The sequence below is a fragment of the Flectobacillus major DSM 103 genome (assembly GCF_000427405.1).
GTDB lineage: Bacteria > Bacteroidota > Bacteroidia > Cytophagales > Spirosomataceae > Flectobacillus > Flectobacillus major.
In genome coordinates, this window is sequence record NZ_KE386491.1 from 1,219,679 (window position 1) to 1,237,483 (window position 17,805).

The following is a 17,805-nucleotide window of genomic DNA, read 5'->3' on the forward strand; positions in this document are numbered from 1 at the left end:
TATGAAAAAGATATTTAAGATAACCTTTTTAGGAATAGCGATAGGTTTGGGAATGACCGCTTGTAATACAAGTCTCGACCTAGCACCTATCAGTAGCATCAGTGATGCCAATTACTGGAAAACAGCCGACCAATTCGACGCTTTTGTTTCGGGAGTTCATTCAAGACTGAGAAGTCATAATGCCAATATTCAAGCATTGGGCGAAATGCGTTCGGATATATTTGGTACTGAGGCTAATAGCGCCAGTACCTTCACGGGTGAGGCCACACAAGGCTTAGAAAGAATGTGGCAACATACCCTCGATTTAGACAATTCAGGTGTAAGCAATTTTGGAGGATTTTATACCAATATTGTACAGTTAAATTTATTGATTAGTAAGTTAAATACGACCAATATCGTAAGTACTACCAACAAGAATTACTACTTGGGAATAGCCTACGGTATGCGTGCCTATTACTACTTTCATTTGTATCGTACATGGGGTAACGTAGTGATTCAGACAGAGCCAGTGTTGTCTATTGATATTGCCAACTTGGCGAAAGAGGCTTCTCCAGAATCGGCAGTGATGGATTTGATAAAATCAGATATTGATAAATCTATTGCTAGTTTTGGTAGTGATTATTCTTTCAGAAATAACAAAGGCTATTGGTCAAAAGCCGCATCATTGATGCTCAAAGCAGAAGTATCATTATGGAATAGTCAACGAGGTGGTGGCGTAGCCGATGCCACAACGGCATTGAATGCTTTGAACGAAGTCAGAACCAATATCCCAAATCTTACGCTGTTACCAAGTTTTAGCAATGTTTTTGCCTCAAATAATAAAGGTAATAACGAAATCATTTTTGCCATTCGCTATGTATTGAATGAAGCAAGTATGGGTTTTGTATCGAGTAGCTTTGTTCCGCAAACAGGTTTGATTGCAAACTTTTATGACTTGAATGGCTCTCGCCAGTTCAACGTGAATACCGATAACTGGAGTGGCTTATTACGTGCTCCTGTGCGTATTGCCACATTCAAAAAGTTTGATGAAGCCGATACTCGTCGCTTATCTTCAATTCAGCCAGCTTTTGAAAAGCGTAGCACAGGTTTTGAGTTGGTAGGTTGTTTTACCAATAAATTCCAAGGCGAGCAAAATGCAGGCTCACGTGTATATACCAACGATTATCCGATTTATCGTTTTGCTGATTTGCTATTGCTTACTGCCGAGGCAAAAATACTATTAGGTCAAGACCCTTCTACCGAAATCAATCAGGTTCGTGCTAGAGCTTTTGGGGCTAATTATGTGGCTAGCAAATACGGCTTTCCGAATCAAGCCAGAGATAAAGACCCTAAAAATGCTATATTAGATGAGCGTTTGTTTGAGTTTATTTTTGAAGGAAAACGTTGGTACGACCTTCGTAGATTTGGCAATAGTTATGTTTTTGCCAATACAACTTTATCAAGCAACGAAGCTTACAAAGTGCTATGGCCAATCGACCGTAATTCCCTGACTAATAACCGTTCGTTGGTACAAACAGCAGGATATCCAAGCTTTTAATTTGAATTAAGTAAACTAAAATATAGGCAAGAGGTACAAGTGAAGAAGATTTTAGTGTAAAAATTTGTACCTCTAAGCCTTTGATTTATTGTCCCTAAAATAAATAATAATATGAAAATAGCTCATCTTCAAGGACTTATTGCTGCTCCTTTTACTCCTATGCACTCAGATGGAAGTTTGCATTTGGAATTGATTGAAGAATATTACCATTTGCTCAAATCTAATGGTGTGACAGGGGCCTTTATCTGTGGCTCAACGGGCGAAGGGGTTTCGTTGACGCATACCGAAAAACGAGCGGTTGCACAGGCATGGGCAAAGGCAACAGTAGGTGATCCAGATTTTAAAGTAATGCTCTTTTTGGGTGGTACAAGTATTGCCGATTGTAAAGAGCTAGCGCTATATGCTCAAGAATTAGGCTTGTATGCTATTTCGTTTACCTCGCCATTTTATTTTAAACCAAATTCTGTAGAAAAGCTCGCTGAGGCTTGTCTGGAAGTGGCTTCTGTAGTGCCAGATATGCCTTTTTACTATTATCATATTCCTGTGTTGACTGGCGTTAACTTTGCCATGTATGATTTGTTGAAAGCCATAGATGGAAAAGTGCCCAATTTTGCAGGAATCAAATATACCCACGAGGATTTCATGGATTATCAGTCGTGTTTAGAATTTCAAAATAGGAAATATGATATGCTTTGGGGGCGTGATGAAAATATGCTGGCAGCTTTGAGTTTAGGAGCCAAGGGTGCTGTAGGAAGTACTTTCAATTATGCCGCGCCTTTATACCATGATATGATAGAGGCTTTTGAAAAAAATGATTTACCCAAAGCCAGAGCTTTACAAATGCAATCTATCGAAGTGATTCGTTTGTTGGGCAAATATGGAGGAATCGCAACAGGAAAAGCCTATATGAAATTGGTTGACTTGGACTGCGGAACGTTTAGACTACCCGTTAGAAATATGACAGATACTCAATTCGAACTTTTCAAGAAAGATGTCGAAGCATTGAATTTCTCTGTATTTTGTTCAAAAATGCACGCTTAAACTATGAAAAATTTACTTATGTCTACGATTATTTCTTGCATAGGATATACCAACGATATGTCGAACGATGTGCCACCTCAACTTCAATGGTCGGTATTGCATTCATTGCCAGTGGCTAATGGACATACCAAACAAGCAGGCTTGGCTGGTCCAATCGTTGGCGTATCTCAAAATGTGTTGATGATAGCGGGTGGAGCTAATTTTGAAGATGCTTTGCCTTGGGAGGGTGGAAAAAAGAAGTATTTCGATGACATTTATGTATTACACAAAAATACTAACAAGGCATTCTTCTGGCATTCTCAGACTTTTCGATTGCCTCAAAAAATGGCTTATACAACCACTGTTCAGTCTGCACAAGGGCTGATTTGCATCGGTGGCGAAGACCAAGAAGGTTATCGAAAAGAGGTTTTTATCCTTAAATGGAATCCGAAGGAAGAACAACCAGCCATAGAACCTTTGCCTGATTTACCTCAAGGCATTAGTAATGCTGCCGCAACCATTGTACATGATTCGGATATTTACTTGGCGGGTGGCGAAACCAAAACTGGTGTTTCGAATCAATTACTCAAATTGGATTTGAAACATATATCGCTTGGTTGGCAACTCGTTGCGGAACTTCCTGTGAGCCTTTCGCACGCTTTACTGTTTAATCTCAACCATCAATTATATCTAGTTGGCGGACGCCAAAGGCAAGCCAACGGCATTAGCGACTTTTACAATTCTTGTTATGCTTTTGATGAGAATAAAAAAGTCTGGACTACGCAACAATCTTTACCTTATGCTATTTCGGCGGGTACTGGTGTAGCGATGGGTAAGCATCAATGTATGTTATTTGGCGGTGATAAAGGCGAAACTTTTCATCAGGTAGAGATTTTGTTGGCACAAATCGCCCAAGAATCTGACCCTGAGAAAAAGGCTAAACTTATTGCCCAAAAGAATCATCTACAAGTTAATCATCCTGGTTTTAGTCGAGAAATTTTACTTTTTGATTCCCAGAAAAATACATGGAAAAAGCTTGGCAAAATTCCTTTTATTGTACCTGTAACTACTGCGGCCATTATTTGGGACAACAAAATAATTATTCCTTCTGGTGAAATAAAAGCAGGCGTAAGAAGTGTAGAAATATTAGTAGGAGAAATAAAATAGGGTTTTAGCCATTGGCGCTCGACCAGAGGTAAGTGTTAGTGCTGAGTTGTGAATTTAAAATTAGTACTCTAAGAAAGTTGAGCTTTATCATTAAAATAAAATTGGTGTAGCGGTAACTCTTGCAGTTACCTCATTCAAAATGGCAACCGCAAGGGTTGCACCTACACCCCAAAAAACAATAAATAAGAACTCTGTCGAACAAAATAAAAACCTTCGTACAGTACTAGCTTTAAATATAGGATATTGATAATCAAAAGTGTAGCGGTAACGCTTGCAGTAACGCTTGGAGTTACCTCATTCAAAATGGCAACCGCAAGGGTTGCACCTACACCCCCAAAAAACAATAAATAAGAACTCTGTCGAACAAAATAAAAACCTTCGTACAGTAATGGTTTTAAATATAAAATATTGATAATAAAAAGTTTAAACTAAAAAATCAGCACTCATGCTTAATTCGTTTGTTCTGTTTTCATAGAACACAATACAGAGGTTGATATCCGCAATCTAAAATCCAAAATCACCAATCAAAATGTTATTTAATTCCAAAAACTATAAATGGCTCGTTGTAGCGCTACTTTGGGTGGTGGCCTTGCTCAATTACCTCGACCGACAGATGCTTTCGACCATGAAAGCAAGTATGCAAGTGTCGATTGTTGAGCTTCAGACTGCTACAAATTTTGGGCAATTAATGGCCATTTTTCTTTGGATATATGGTCTTATGAGTCCTATCTCTGGACTGGCTGCCGACCGTATCAACCGCAAATGGATTATTGTCAGTAGTTTGTTTGTATGGTCTGCGGTGACATTATTGATGGGCTTTGCTCAAAATTTTACTCAACTGTTGGCTCTTAGGGCATTAATGGGCTTTAGCGAATCACTGTATATTCCTGCTGCGTTGTCACTTATTGCCGATTATCATGATTCCAAAAGCCGTTCAATAGCCATTGGTATCCACATGACAGGCTTATATATAGGGCAGTCGCTTGGAGGATTTGGGGCTACTATTGCGGCTTCTTTTTCATGGCAGGCAACTTTCCAATTATTTGGCTTTGTAGGCGTTGGATATGCTCTTTTATTAATGGTTTTATTAAAAGAAAATCGGAAAAAAGAAGAATATAATATCACTGAAGTGTCAGAAAATAAGATAGTTCATAATTTAAAAAGTCTGTTTGGCAATACTGCTTTTATCTTGCTATTGCTTTATTTTACGATTCCTAGTCTGTCGGGCTGGGGTATCAAAAATTGGCTACCTACACTTTTTTCTCAAAGTCTAAAAATAGATATGGCTCAGGCAGGTCCGCTATCTACCATCACTATGGCTTTTTCCTCTTTGGTTGGAGTTCTTGCTGGTGGATATTTCTCTGATCGCTGGATACAAACACATATTCGAGGACGAATTTTTGTGAGTACCATTGGTTTAGGACTTACGATTCCTGCCTTGTTTTTGCTCGGTTTTGGTACAGAAGTTTGGCATTTGGTAGGAGCTGCTATCTGTTTTGGATTAGGATATGGCATGTTCGACGCCAACAATATGCCTATTCTTTGTCAAATCGTTTCCGAAAAACAACGTGGTACTGCTTACGGACTTATGAATATGTGTGGGGTATTTGCAGGGGCATTGATTACCAATATTTTAGGGAAATCTACCGACCAAGGAAATCTGGGATATGATTTAGCGAGTCTGGGAGGCTTAGTTTTTATCGCCTTAGGGATTTTTCTGGCATTAATAAAACCCAAAATAGCAAAGTGAAAATTGGATAGTTATGGACAAAGGGAAGAGCGGTTGATTACCTGATGTGTACATGCTTCATCAAGGTAAGGCTCTCCCTTTTCTTTCAATTTCTAAAAAATATGCAATCCAAAATGGACATCCAACTACTTACAACATTAAGAGATTTTTATAAAAAACAATTACTAGAAGATACCATACCCTTTTGGTTTCCTCGAAGTATAGATTGGGAATATGGCGGTTATCTGCTCATGAGAGACCAAGATGGTTCGCTCATTGATGACGATAAAGCCGTTTGGATTCAGGGACGAGCCGCTTGGACACTTTCGACTTTGGTAAATACTTTTGGCGAAAATGAAATGTGGCTCAATGGTGCCAAAAATGGCATAGATTTTCTGAACAAACATTGCTTTGATACCGACGGACAAATGTTTTTTCACGTAACTCGACAAGGAGAAGGTATTCGAAAACGTCGTTACTATTTTTCGGAAACCTTTGCTGTAATTGCGCACGCTGCCTATGCCAAAGCATCGGGTGATGAGTCAGCGGCACAAAAAGCTCGTGAGTTATTTGGCAAATGTTTGGAATATGCCAGCAATCCAACTTTACTACCAGCAAAGTTTACGAATACTCGTCCAACACGAGGAATCGGTGTGCCGATGATTATGATGAACACCGCCCAGCAACTTCGTGAAACTATTGGCGATGAGCGCTGTGATGTTTGGATTGAAACTTGGATTCAGCAAATAGAACAGTATTTTGTCAAAGACGATATTCGTTGTGTGATGGAAAGTGTGGCACTCGACGGCAGTATTATCGACCATATCGACGGGCGCACCCTCAATCCTGGCCATGCGATTGAAGGGGCTTGGTTTATTTTGCACGAAGCCCAATATCGCAACAATGATCCTCATTTGATTGAATTAGGCTGTAAAATGCTTGATTATATGTGGGAAAGAGGTTGGGATAAAGAACACGGGGGTATTTTGTATTTTAGAGATGTTTACGACAAACCTGTACAAGAATATTGGCAAGATATGAAGTTTTGGTGGCCGCATAACGAAGCCATTATTGCCACTCTATTGGCCTATTTGATGACAGGAAATGAAAAATACGCCCAGTGGCATCAAATGGTGCATGACTATGCCTACCAGCACTTTCATGACCCTGTTAATGGTGAATGGTTTGGATACTTGCATCGTGATGGAAGTCTTGCACAAACTGCCAAAGGTAATTTGTTTAAAGGACCATTTCATTTACCTCGCCAAGAGTGGTATTGCTATAAAATTTTGAATGACTTTTTAGAAAAAAGAGGATAGAACATCAGCTTTAGATATTTAACTATAACTATGAAAAAAATACTAGGAATCATTCTGAATGTCTTGTTAACAAGTCAATTGTGGGCACAAGTACCTGTTTTTACCTCAGGACAAGAGGGGCATAAATCTTTTAGAATACCTGCCATAATCGGTTTACCTTCAGGCGAATTATTGGCTTTCGCCGAGGGGAGAGTCAACGGAAGTGGCGATTTTGGAGATATTAATATTGTTCTGAAACGTAGCAAAGACCAAGGAAAAACATGGGGAAATATAGAAGTTGCTATCAATTATGATTCTCTTCAAGCGGGTAATCCTGCGCCAGTCGTTGACCTTACCGACCCAAAGTATCCCCAAGGGCGTATCTTCCTTTTTTACAATACTGGAAATAACCACGAAGGAGAAATTCGTAAAGGACATGGGATTCGAGAAGTTTGGTTTGTGACATCCGTAGATGCAGGACACACTTGGTCGAAGCCACAGAATATCACCACGCAAGTGCATAGACCCAACCAACCGAAGATTAATCCAGCCTATCAGTTTCAAGAAGATTGGCGTTCGTATGCCAATACGCCTGGGCATGCTACACAGTTTTTGAAAGGCAAATACAAAGGTCGCATCTATGTGGCTGCCAATCACTCGCAGGGTGAACCACAGGCACATTTTGTGGATTATTATGCTCATGGATTTTATAGTGATGACCACGGCAAAACCTTTCATTTGAGCGAAACTATCAATATCGCAGGAGGCAATGAGGCTACAGCCGCTCCTTTGTCGGGTGATAAATTGATGTTTAATGCTCGTAATCAAAAAGGGGATATTCGCCAGCGAATAGTAGCGATTAGTAACGATGGCGGACAACATTGGCACGATACCTATTTTGACCCAAACCTTCCAGACCCTGTATGCCAAGGCAGTATTTTAAGCTTTACAGAAGGGAAAAAGACCATTTTGGCTTTTTGTAATGCTGCAGATACCAAAAATAGAGATAACCTTACATTAAGAATTAGTTATGACGAAGGAAAAACTTGGGTGAAAAATTGGGTCATAGACAAAGCTGAGGCAGGACATACACGCGACAATGCCGCCTATTCGGATATTGTGCAAGTGGGAAAAAATCAAATTGGGATTTTGTACGAAAAAGACAATTACAAACAAATCATTTTTCATACCGTGTCATGGAAGTAAAAGTATTAATGGTAGGTTTGTTAACATTTTTGAGTCATTTTTTTGCATTGAGTCAAACGCCAACTTATCCAAGTTTAATACCCTTGCCCAGACAACTTACATGGACATCACGAGCATTTGACTTGACTCAGGCAAGGGCCGTTTACTACAATGATAGACGTTTAAAATCCGAAGCAATTTTTTTACAGAAACAGCTTTCAAAAAAGGGATACAAGGTAAAAGTGCTTTTTCAGAAAAATGCTCCTCTACAAGGCATTAGTTTGAGTTTAGGTCAAGTTATTACCAGCCATTTACCTGAAGAAGCTTATCAACTTGAGGTGTTTTCTCAAAAAGTGATGCTGAAAGCTAATACCTCGCACGGGGTTTTTAATGGCATACAAACCTTTTTACAGCTACAAAAAAACAAGGAGATTCAGGGTTGTTCTATCAAGGACAGCCCAGCTTTTGCATGGCGAGGCTATTTGGTAGATGTTGGTCGAAACTACCAATCTATACCTCAACTCAAAGAGCAAATCGACGTGATGGCCAGTTATAAGCTCAATGTTTTTCATTTCCACCTGACCGAAGATGTAGCTTGGAGATTAGCACTAAAAAAATATCCTCAACTTACCGATGCAAACACAATGTTGCGTCAAAAAGGGAAGTTTTATAGTCATGCTGACATGATGCAATTGATAGACTATTGCAAAGAACGACATATCGAATTTGTTCCAGAAATAGATATGCCAGGTCATAGTCAGGCATTTGAACGAGCGATGGGGGTATCGATGCAGAGCAAAGAAGGTGTACAAATTGTCAAAGAAATTATCAAAGAAGTTTGTCAAACATACCCTATCAACTATTTGCATATTGGTGGCGATGAGGTAAAAATTACCAATCATGATTTTTTGCCAGAAATGACTCAATATGTCAAAAGTTTTGGAAGAAAAGTGATTGGCTGGTCGCCTGGGGGGAATTTGCCCCAGGAGACCATCAGACAATTATGGATGGGACACGAGTCTATTCCTGAGGGAGAAGTTTACATCGATTCTCGACATTTGTACATCAATCATATCGACCCGCTGGAGGTTGTTACGATGCTTTTTCAACGAAATATTGGCGACCGTTCACAATCAGACAAACAAGTATTAGGAGCAACCTTATGTCTCTGGCATGATAGAAATATTCGTCAAGAAAAAGATTTATTGACTATGAATGCCTTATATCCTAGTATGTTAGCTTTTTCGGAACGAACGTGGGTTGGAGGTGGACAAACTCAGTGGGTGACCAATATCGATGCAAAAGAGGTGGATGCAGTTGCTAAATTTGACAATTTTGAAAAAAGATTACTTGTACAAAAAATACAAAACTTTAAGGATAAACCTTTTCCCTATCACCCGCAAGGACATATCCGTTGGCAACTGTTTGGTCCATTTTTTAATCATGGAAAACTTGATAGCGCTTTTGTCCCAGAACAAACCCATTTTCTAAATCAAAACCCCATACCTAACCAAGAAGCACTAGGCGGTACTGTTGTTTTACGGCATTGGTGGTCACCCGTTGTAAAAGGAGTATTAGCTAATCCACAAGAAAATACCACTTGGTATACTATCCAAAAAATCTGGATGCCCGCCGATACCACTGCCTATTGCTGGATAGGATTCAATAATATTTCTAGGTCGATGGCTACCGCTGTTCCGCCTTCATCTCAATGGGACACCCGTGCAAGTAAAGTTTGGGTCAATAATCAACTCATACAAGCTCCTTCATGGGCGAATGCAGGGCAGAATCCTACCTTGGAACAGCCCTTAACAGACGAAGGATATGAATATCGTCAACCGATTAGGATACAACTACATAAAGGCTGGAATGAAATAAAAGTTAAAGCTCCTGTAGGTACTTTTAAAGGAAGCGATTGGCAAAATCCCGTGAAATGGATGTTTACAGTTTTGCCATTTTTTGAATAACAATCATGAAAAAATATCTTTTTACACTTCTAGGCAAATTGCTGTGCTTGAGTCTAGTGGCACAAGCACAGCTTGAATTACCCGCTATTTTTAGCGATAACATGGTATTGCAGCAGAAAATGGCTATCCCTGTTTGGGGAAAATCATGTCGAGGTTGTGAAGTAAATGTTTCGTTTGATGGATTTTCACTAAAAACTAAGACAGATAAAAATGGTAATTGGAAAATCAATATGCCTGCTCACACCGCAGGAGGGCCTTTTCAACTACAGGTTAGCTCTCAAAAACAGCGCCTAGTTTTTCAAAATATTCTAGTGGGCGAAGTGTGGCTTTGTGCTGGGCAGTCCAATATGGAATTTCGTTTGGAGCAAACCAAAAATGCTAAACAGGAAATATCACAAGCGGATAATGCTCAAATTCGATTGTTTCGCATGACACCCCGTGCTAGTGCTCGTCCCTTGGCGAAGGTGGTATTTAGTGATACTCTTTTATCTGATTTACAAGCAGGTAAGTTTTATGAGCCTACGAGCTGGCAACTATGTACGCCCGAAACGGCTGCTAAGTTTTCGGCGGTGGGTTATTATTTTGGGAAACAGTTACAGCAAAAGCTCAATGTACCAATTGGGCTCATTTGTAATGCCGTTGGTGGCACTACTACCCAAGCCTATATCGATTCGGCAAGTTTGGCTTCGCATCCTCAATTACGGCAGTTTGTGGATAAAGATTGGCTACAAAAAGCTCAGGATATTCATCCTTGGGTATTGGAACGAAGCAATGAAAATCTGGCTCTTGTGCTACAGGATGCTACGCCCAATCGTAAATTATTACATCCTTTTGCGGGTTCTTTCTTGTTTAATAATGGCATAAAACCTCTAGCTCCATTTGCCATCAAAGGCGTGATTTGGTATCAGGGTGAATCCAATGCCACACATCCCGAAATTCATACACCTTTGTTTGAGACTTTGGTAAAAAGCTGGCGAAAAACATGGAATCAAAGTGATTTTCCCATTTATACAGTCCAATTGCCCGCCATTGCTAATCGTTCTGGCTGGCCTGCTTTTCGTGCGAGTCAGTTTGAGTTGAGTCAAAAAATCAGTAACGTTGGCATGATTGTGAGTATCGATACTGGGGACTCATTAGATGTCCACCCGACTGACAAAAAGCCCATTGGCGAGCGACTGAGTTTATTAGCTTTAGCCAAAACCTATCAGTTACCTCTTGATTATTCAGGACCGATTTTTAAAGAATATCAGCAAAAAGGCAATCAAGTTGAGCTATGGTTTGATTTTGCAAGTAAATTACAAACCAACGATGGCCTAAATCCCAAAGGTTTTCTCTTGCAAGGATTTAATCTGGGTGGTACAGAAGCATCTTTCTTTTATCCAGAAAAAATAACGCTCTTTTCTGATAAAATAATCCTTACTTTGCCCTCGGATAAACAGGTTACGCAAATCAATTATGCTTGGTTACCCAATCCAAAATGCAATATTGTCAACGAAGCAAATTTACCCTTGATGCCGTTTAAGATAGCATTAAAAGGAAATTTTTAAAACGTACTTTACGGTAGCAAAAAACTCATGTTTAACATATCTTCTATGAAAATCAAATTTGCAATAGGCTGTGTATTCGGCCTATTTTTTGCCTTTATGGCACAAGCACAACAAGTAAAGTATCGTTTTCCAGATTCTTTATTTTCAACCTATTACCATCAAAGAGTGGCGCTTTTTAAGGTTTTACCCAAAACTTCAAAAGACATTATTATGTTGGGCAACAGTATTACTGATGGCGGAGAATGGGCAGAAATGTTTCAAAATTCTCATATCAAAAATAGAGGTATCAGTGGCGATATTAGCGCAGGGGTTTTGAACAGAATCGATGAAGTGGCTGAACGAAAACCAGCTAAGGTATTTTTGTTAATAGGGACTAATGATTTGGCTAGAGGAATTTCGCCAGACAGTGTGGTCAAAAATATACGCCAGATTGTGACCATTTTGCATGAGACATCTCCTAAAACGCAGATTTTTGTACAAAGTATTTTTCCTGTGAATGAATCTTTTAAGAAATTCGGAGGACATACGAGCAAAAAGCCTGAAATCATCCAAGTAAATCAATCTTTGAAAAATCTAAGCAACTCATTGTCATTTGTGTATCTCGATGTATATACAAGTTTGGTAGACGAAACAGGTCGAATGAATCCCAAATTCACTAATGATGGACTTCATTTATTAGGAGAGGGGTATTTGGCTTGGAAAAAAGTGATAGAAGAGTATCTTAATTAGAAATTAAAAATAGCTCATTTATAAGTAATCGTGCAAAATAAGATTTAATCAATTGAAGATGTAAGACATTGATAATTAAAATTTTATATTCACAATTCACCACTCATAATTCAGCACTAATACTTATGTTGCCCGAAGAGAAAATTTATAATTATTTAAATAAGTGTTGTGTACCTCAACATCCCGATTTTATTTTGGTATTGGGTAGTAGCGATTTGCGAGTGCCGAAGTTTGCGGCTGAATATTTTTTAGAAAATCCTGTAAGCTACATCGTTGTTTCAGGAGGTTTGGGCAAAGTCACCAATGAAATCTGGACGGAGACAGAAGCACAAAAGTTTTCCAAAGTCATGATAGATTTGGGCGTTCCATCTGAGAAAATTTATTTAGAAGAAAAGGCCTCTAACACAGGTGAAAATATACTTTTTTCCAAAAAAATTATTGAACAATATGACTTACCGCACCGTGAAGGTTTGTTGATTGCCAAACCTTACATGACTCGCCGAGCTTATAATACCGCTGCTCAACAGTGGCCTGAGGTAAAATGGTCGACCTCAGCCGAACCACTGACTTATCATGAATATTTAGAATTGGTAGACAATCAAGAAACCTTTATTCACTTGATTGTCGGTGATTTGCAACGTATAAAAGTATATGGAGAATTGGGCTTTCAGATTCCAGAACAAGTACCTACGGATGTTTGGGAAGCATATAAAGAGCTGGTTGATAGAGGATATAATCGGTATGTGATGGCGTAATATATGTCTGAGTAACAATATTTGAAATATCAAGGCCATCAATAACAAAATAGCTATCATAAAGAGCAACTTTTGCCTTCAACTATGATAGCCATTTTGTTATGTGCTGGTCTATATTATGGTAAAACATTCATCGTGTACCAAGCTTCGGTACTCCACAGATTATTGCCATTTTGACTGACAATCGTTTTTCGGTTCAAATGGATATAAACGACGTGTTTACTTTTCATGCCAGCCAATTGTAGCGTTACTTTCTTGCGGTCGCTAGATACATTTACTGATTTTACAGGTAAGCTTTCATTATCTAATTTAGGGCCACCATAATCGCCAGTTGGCTTAAACCACCATTGACGAATGTCATAGTCTGACGCTTTTTCGCCAACACCTTCCTTCAATGGTTCTGTAAATTCAATTTCTACACCATCCGATTTGGCACGTACTGCCAGCATTTCAAAAGCTATGTTATTATTGAAAGTGAGTTTTTGTAAACCATAACTAAGTTTTCCAGCGTGTCCCCAGTTGCCAGTTGAACCCACACCGCCAATATACAATGTGCCGTCTGGACTCCACACAAGGCGATTTACACCAGCTTCTAAACCTTGCGTAAATCTAAATACTGCACCTTGATACGTACCGTTTATTTTTTCGGCAAATACTCTTTTGATTCCTCCGTGGGTTACATCGCCATGAATCATTTGGTTTTGATAAGGGCCAATATTAAGTTTAGCTGGCTGGCTTGGCGAATTACCAATTTCGTCTTGTGTAAGCCACACTACAGGCAGCGTTTCTTGACGATTGGCAGTACCTTCAAAATCTACCGAACGAGAACCATACCAAGCACCTTCTTGTAAATGAACAATTTTGTTGGCAGGTAACCAGTCTCCTTGATTATCAGCGATAAAAATTTCATTATCTACGCCTAAACCTATGCCGTTAGGTGTTCTTAAACCCGAAGCTACAAACGAGAATGAACCATCTTTCTTTGAAATTTTGATGGCTTTTCCACGGTCAGGAATTTGTGGTTTGGTACTTGCACCACCCGGGTTAATGGCTGTAGCGAGTGTTCCGTAGAAATAGCCATCTTTATAAACTAGCCCAAAAGCAAATTCATGGAAGTTGGCCGAGACTTTCCAGCCATTACAAATGGTTTGGTACTCATCAATAATCTCGTCTTTATTTAAGTCAACTAGTTTGGTGAGTTCTTGCTTTTGCATGATGTAAATTTCATCATCCACCACTTTCAAACCCAAAGGTTCGGCAAGCCCATAGGCAATGCGTTTCACTTGAATATCACTTGGCGAAGCCGCATTGCGTCCGTCAATAATATACACAGAGCCCAGAGAATCCCAAGTACTCACAACCATTCTACCATCAGATAGAAAATCCATTCCACCTACTTTGGGCTGAAAATTGTCTGGTCTTGCCTGCGATAAAGTAAAGCTTGGATGCACAGCAACCAATGGTGATTGGTCGCCCGGAATATCATTTTTCTGAACCTTAATAGCTGTTTGTCCTGTATTTTTAATGGCAGATTCTTTATAAGTAAACACAGAAGGCGGTACTACTACAAAAGCCTTGCTACCGTAAGGTCGCCATTGTAACGAAAGCCCTTTGCCGTACAAACCTTGGTAATATTCTAATCTGAATGGATGTTTACCCGGTTTCAAAATAATTTCGCCATCGGTAGGTTGCAGGCCGTGATTTACACCATTATCGATAATTAGTTTGTTATCAATAAAGAGTTTACCGCCATCATCACAAACTAATCTAAAGTCAATATTGGTTGTTTTTTTGATGTTGATAAAACCGCTGGCATAAATGGCAAAGTTATCTTTCATGTCACCAAAATCTTGTTCATCTAAGTGCAAAGCATTGATAGAACCAGATTTTATAGGTAACATTTCATCATTTACTTCAGGGACTTCACCAATAGCATTGGCAAATTGATACACGTTGATGGCGATACCTTGTTTTTCGGTTTTAGCGGATTGGTTTGGTTTTTCTGCTTTGAGAATAATCTTGTAGGCAGGTCTTGGCATCAGTTTACTTGCAGCTTGTTCTCTTTCTTTGGCTGCATCGAGACTCATGATGTAAGAAACCATTGCATCAGCATCTTCCTTTTTTAAAGTAGGGTGTGGCGACATCGGGATTTGTCCCCAATTACCAGCTCCGCCTTTGATTACCTTGGCAATAAGCGTATTGCGGTTTTGCTCATTGTTTTCGTAACGTTCAGCGATGGCTTTGTACGATGGCCCCACCGTTTTTACGTCCTGATTATGACAGGTATTACAATCACTTTTGGCAAAAAGATTCGCAATCATTTCTGACCTGCTCATCGTTTGCGAAGCTAGAGGTTGTTCTGGTTTTGGTGTTAGGTGAATAGAAAAAGTAGTTGTACCCGTATTGTTTAGCGTCAGTTTTCCATCAATTGCTTTAAAAGCCTGATTTTGGCTTTGCTCATCACGTTGATTACTTATTGTAAATTTCCCATCCGTTGAATAATCAGTGGTAGCCAGTAGCGAAGCCAAGTGCATATTTACAGATACTTTAGCATCAGTGGGTATATTTTTTACCGTAAATACACGTTCGTAACCCGCTTTGCCATTTCCAACCTCAAAGTATTCTGGTTTTTCTTCTACTAAAATTCTCTGACCTTGATAGGCTAATTCGTATTTCAGGATAACCTGATTGTTCAGAATAGTGTGACCTTTGTAGTTAACTTCGGGTGTAACTTGTTTGCCGTTTACTTCGATGCGCCACGGGTTTTCGTCAGGTTCTTCCATGTAGGTAATACCCGTTGAAATGGGTTGTGGGCCATGCGAAGAAGTGTAAACGGGGCCATTGAAATTGATTTTTCCAGACCAAGCTTTGTACAATGAGGCTGTTTTAGTATTGTAAGCAATCCAAAGATTATTGTGCAAGGAGATACTTAAAACTCTGGTTCTTGAATCAAGAACAGAGCGTAAAACCCATGCTTCACGAGGACGTGGAGTAGGGGCGATAGTTGGTTTTGTGGATGGTTTAAAGCCAGTAAAAGTACTGCCTGAACCAAGACTGGCCGTACCAAGTACCGCACATAAAAATGCGGTACTTAGCACAGCCATGGGCTTGTAAGATTTCATTAAAATTATATTTAGTAACCAGGGTTTTGCTTTAATTGTGGCGAAGCATTCAATACATTTTGTCCGATTGGGAAGATGTCTGTATGGTTATCTTTATCAGGATTTTTATCCCACCAAGTACCAGTGCTAAACACACCCCAACGTACTAAGTCGGTTCTTCTACGGCCTTCAGCCAAGAATTCACGCATCCATTCGTCAAGCATTTCGCGGTCTGTAAGTTCGCTACCGCTAGCACTATATAAACTTGAAGAACCCTCTGGATAGTTGCGTTTGCGGACAGTATTTAGTAATACCGCAGCACCAGCTTTGTCGCCAGCTCTGTATTTACATTCAGCTAAAGAGTAATAAATTTCAGCAAAACGAATTTCTGCATAAGCCGAAGAGATTTTATTTTGGTCGCTGCTTGGGTAATAAGGGTATTTTACTGGATAAAGCCCTGAATTATTATCAGCATTGTTCATATTTGAAACCTTATCGGCAATTTTTGTTCCTGGTTTGGCATCTAAGAACCGACCAACTTGATCTCTAAAGAAAAGAGGATAAGGGCCTTTAAAGCCTCTTACTGTATCTTGTTTCCCTGCCGAATTGATATAAGGCAAATAGCCATACAAGAACATCCCTTCACGCTTGCTATTTCCTAGGTTTTTGTATTTTTTCAAACGAAGGTCATCTTTGTATTTTTGGAATTTGATAAAAGGCTTACCCAAAGTGAAATTATACTCTACACTATCCACATCAAGGCCGGGTTGCATAGCATATTTAGGGTTGGCATTACCAAAATCAGTAAATCCAAAATAGCTTGGAGCTAGGTTGGGCAACATCCAAAAATACATACCGCCATCATACTGCCAGTGTGTTAAGCTGAAACTTCCCGGAAAGCCGAAAATAGTTTCTTTAGAGGTAGGATTGGTATAGTCGAATGGTGCATCCCAGCGGCTTTCAAGAGCATAAGTGCCATATTGTCCGCTGATTATATCCTGAGCTACTTTGGCACAATCGGCAAAGCGGTCTGTGCCAGTATATACTTTTGCATTCAAATAAAGCCTTACTAATAGTGCGGCTGCACCGCCTTTTGTCCAGCGTCCAGCTACGTTATTACCCAAAGTAGTATTGGTAGAAAGTTGTGGAATTGCATCTTTCAGTTCTTTTTCAATAAAGTTGAAAGCTTCCTGTGGAGGTACTTGTAGTCCACCAGCACTTTGTCCTTTTACTTTGGTAACGATTACGATATTTCTGTAAAAATCCAGTAAACGGATATTTAACCATGCACGAAGTACTTTTAGCTCGGCAATCATTCCGTCTAATTCGGCACGTGTCATCTCGAATTTGGCGGGGTCAGTGATACCCTCCAAGTCTTCAAGCGAATTCGTTGCTAGTGTTATACCGCCGTAAAGGGCATTCCAAGGGTCGCTAGTGAAGCCGTCGTTGGGTGTCCAAGTATGGTAGTGTACACGTTGAAACTGACCACCATCAAACCAGTCGCCTTGGCGGTTGGGTGTCATCATTTCGTCGGAGCTATTTTCTTGTAGCATAAATGTATTGCCACCTTGAATACTCCAATAACTATGCTCAAATGCACGCAAGAAATCTCGTGTTACGTCATCACGTGTTTGTAGGAAGTTTTCAGAAGTAATTCTATCGAATAATTCTTCGTCCAGATTGGTACAGCCTACCGTCAACGAGAGAATCGCACAGGCCGTAAATCGAGATAGGTATTTTGAAATAAGATTCTTTTTCATGGTTGGAATT

General features: G+C 39.6%; 12 protein-coding genes. 10 read left to right on the plus strand and 2 right to left on the minus strand.

Annotation, left to right across the window (positions count from 1 at the left end; all coding sequences use genetic code 11):
* Position 1: 1 nt before the first annotated feature.
* The 10 genes from nanU (at position 2) to FLEMA_RS0106945 (ending at position 12,934) form a co-directional block, all read left to right on the plus strand.
* On the plus strand, positions 2-1,537 hold the full coding sequence (gene nanU / locus FLEMA_RS0106895; RefSeq protein WP_044171030.1) for a SusD family outer membrane lipoprotein NanU: 1,536 nt from the start codon (positions 2-4) through the stop codon (positions 1,535-1,537).
* 111 nt (positions 1,538-1,648) lie between these two features.
* A complete protein-coding gene (locus tag FLEMA_RS0106900; protein WP_026994831.1) occupies positions 1,649-2,578 on the plus strand; it encodes a dihydrodipicolinate synthase family protein in 930 nt (309 codons plus the stop codon).
* Between the two features lie 3 nt (positions 2,579-2,581).
* Positions 2,582-3,724 carry a Kelch repeat-containing protein gene (locus tag FLEMA_RS0106905; protein WP_026994832.1) on the plus strand — a complete coding sequence of 381 codons (1,143 nt, stop codon included), beginning with the start codon at positions 2,582-2,584 and terminating at the stop codon, positions 3,722-3,724.
* Positions 3,725-4,253: 529 nt separating this feature from the next.
* Entirely contained in the window at positions 4,254-5,474 is a 1,221-nt protein-coding gene (locus FLEMA_RS0106915) for an MFS transporter (RefSeq protein ID WP_026994834.1), read from the plus strand.
* Positions 5,475-5,575: 101 nt separating this feature from the next.
* Entirely contained in the window at positions 5,576-6,772 is a 1,197-nt protein-coding gene (locus tag FLEMA_RS0106920; RefSeq protein ID WP_218918519.1) for an AGE family epimerase/isomerase, read from the plus strand.
* Between the two features lie 30 nt (positions 6,773-6,802).
* Entirely contained in the window at positions 6,803-7,957 is a 1,155-nt protein-coding gene (locus tag FLEMA_RS0106925; protein WP_026994836.1) for a sialidase family protein, read from the plus strand.
* Positions 7,948-9,903, plus strand: coding sequence for a family 20 glycosylhydrolase (locus FLEMA_RS0106930; RefSeq protein WP_026994837.1), 1,956 nt, complete (start codon positions 7,948-7,950; stop codon positions 9,901-9,903). Before FLEMA_RS0106925 ends, FLEMA_RS0106930 begins: the two co-directional genes overlap by 10 nt.
* 5 nt (positions 9,904-9,908) lie before the next feature.
* Complete coding sequence (locus FLEMA_RS67780; protein WP_052353998.1) at positions 9,909-11,450, plus strand: sialate O-acetylesterase; 1,542 nt, start codon at positions 9,909-9,911, stop codon at positions 11,448-11,450.
* Positions 11,451-11,495: 45 nt separating this feature from the next.
* Positions 11,496-12,179 (plus strand): GDSL-type esterase/lipase family protein, encoded by a 684-nt coding sequence (locus tag FLEMA_RS0106940; protein ID WP_026994838.1) that lies wholly within the window; start codon positions 11,496-11,498, stop codon positions 12,177-12,179.
* 125 nt (positions 12,180-12,304) lie between these two features.
* Positions 12,305-12,934, plus strand: a complete 630-nt coding sequence (locus FLEMA_RS0106945; RefSeq protein ID WP_026994839.1) for a YdcF family protein — start codon at positions 12,305-12,307, stop codon at positions 12,932-12,934.
* Positions 12,935-13,050: 116 nt separating this feature from the next.
* On the opposite strand, the gene FLEMA_RS67785 is transcribed toward FLEMA_RS0106945, so the two are convergent.
* On the minus strand, positions 13,051-16,056 hold the full coding sequence (locus FLEMA_RS67785; protein WP_081681271.1) for a PA14 domain-containing protein: 3,006 nt from the start codon (positions 16,054-16,056) through the stop codon (positions 13,051-13,053).
* 11 nt (positions 16,057-16,067) lie between these two features.
* Positions 16,068-17,795, minus strand: coding sequence for a RagB/SusD family nutrient uptake outer membrane protein (locus FLEMA_RS0106955; protein WP_026994840.1), 1,728 nt, complete (start codon positions 17,793-17,795; stop codon positions 16,068-16,070).
* Positions 17,796-17,805 lie beyond the last annotated feature (10 nt).

Bases quoted from the DNA above. Each gene is read 5' to 3' on its own strand.
- FLEMA_RS0106915 (WP_026994834.1), top strand. From the start codon at position 4,254: ATGTTATTTAATTCCAAAAACTATAAATGGCTCGTTGTAGCGCTACTT.
- FLEMA_RS0106920 (WP_218918519.1), top strand. From the start codon at position 5,576: ATGCAATCCAAAATGGACATCCAACTACTTACAACATTAAGAGATTTT.
- FLEMA_RS0106940 (WP_026994838.1), top strand. From the start codon at position 11,496: ATGAAAATCAAATTTGCAATAGGCTGTGTATTCGGCCTATTTTTTGCC.
- FLEMA_RS0106925 (WP_026994836.1), top strand. From the start codon at position 6,803: ATGAAAAAAATACTAGGAATCATTCTGAATGTCTTGTTAACAAGTCAA.
- nanU (WP_044171030.1), top strand. From the start codon at position 2: ATGAAAAAGATATTTAAGATAACCTTTTTAGGAATAGCGATAGGTTTG.
- FLEMA_RS67780 (WP_052353998.1), top strand. From the start codon at position 9,909: ATGAAAAAATATCTTTTTACACTTCTAGGCAAATTGCTGTGCTTGAGT.
- FLEMA_RS0106930 (WP_026994837.1), top strand. From the start codon at position 7,948: ATGGAAGTAAAAGTATTAATGGTAGGTTTGTTAACATTTTTGAGTCAT.
- FLEMA_RS0106955 (WP_026994840.1), bottom strand. From the start codon at position 17,795: ATGAAAAAGAATCTTATTTCAAAATACCTATCTCGATTTACGGCCTGT.
- FLEMA_RS0106905 (WP_026994832.1), top strand. From the start codon at position 2,582: ATGAAAAATTTACTTATGTCTACGATTATTTCTTGCATAGGATATACC.
- FLEMA_RS67785 (WP_081681271.1), bottom strand. From the start codon at position 16,056: ATGAAATCTTACAAGCCCATGGCTGTGCTAAGTACCGCATTTTTATGT.
- FLEMA_RS0106900 (WP_026994831.1), top strand. From the start codon at position 1,649: ATGAAAATAGCTCATCTTCAAGGACTTATTGCTGCTCCTTTTACTCCT.
- FLEMA_RS0106945 (WP_026994839.1), top strand. From the start codon at position 12,305: ATGTTGCCCGAAGAGAAAATTTATAATTATTTAAATAAGTGTTGTGTA.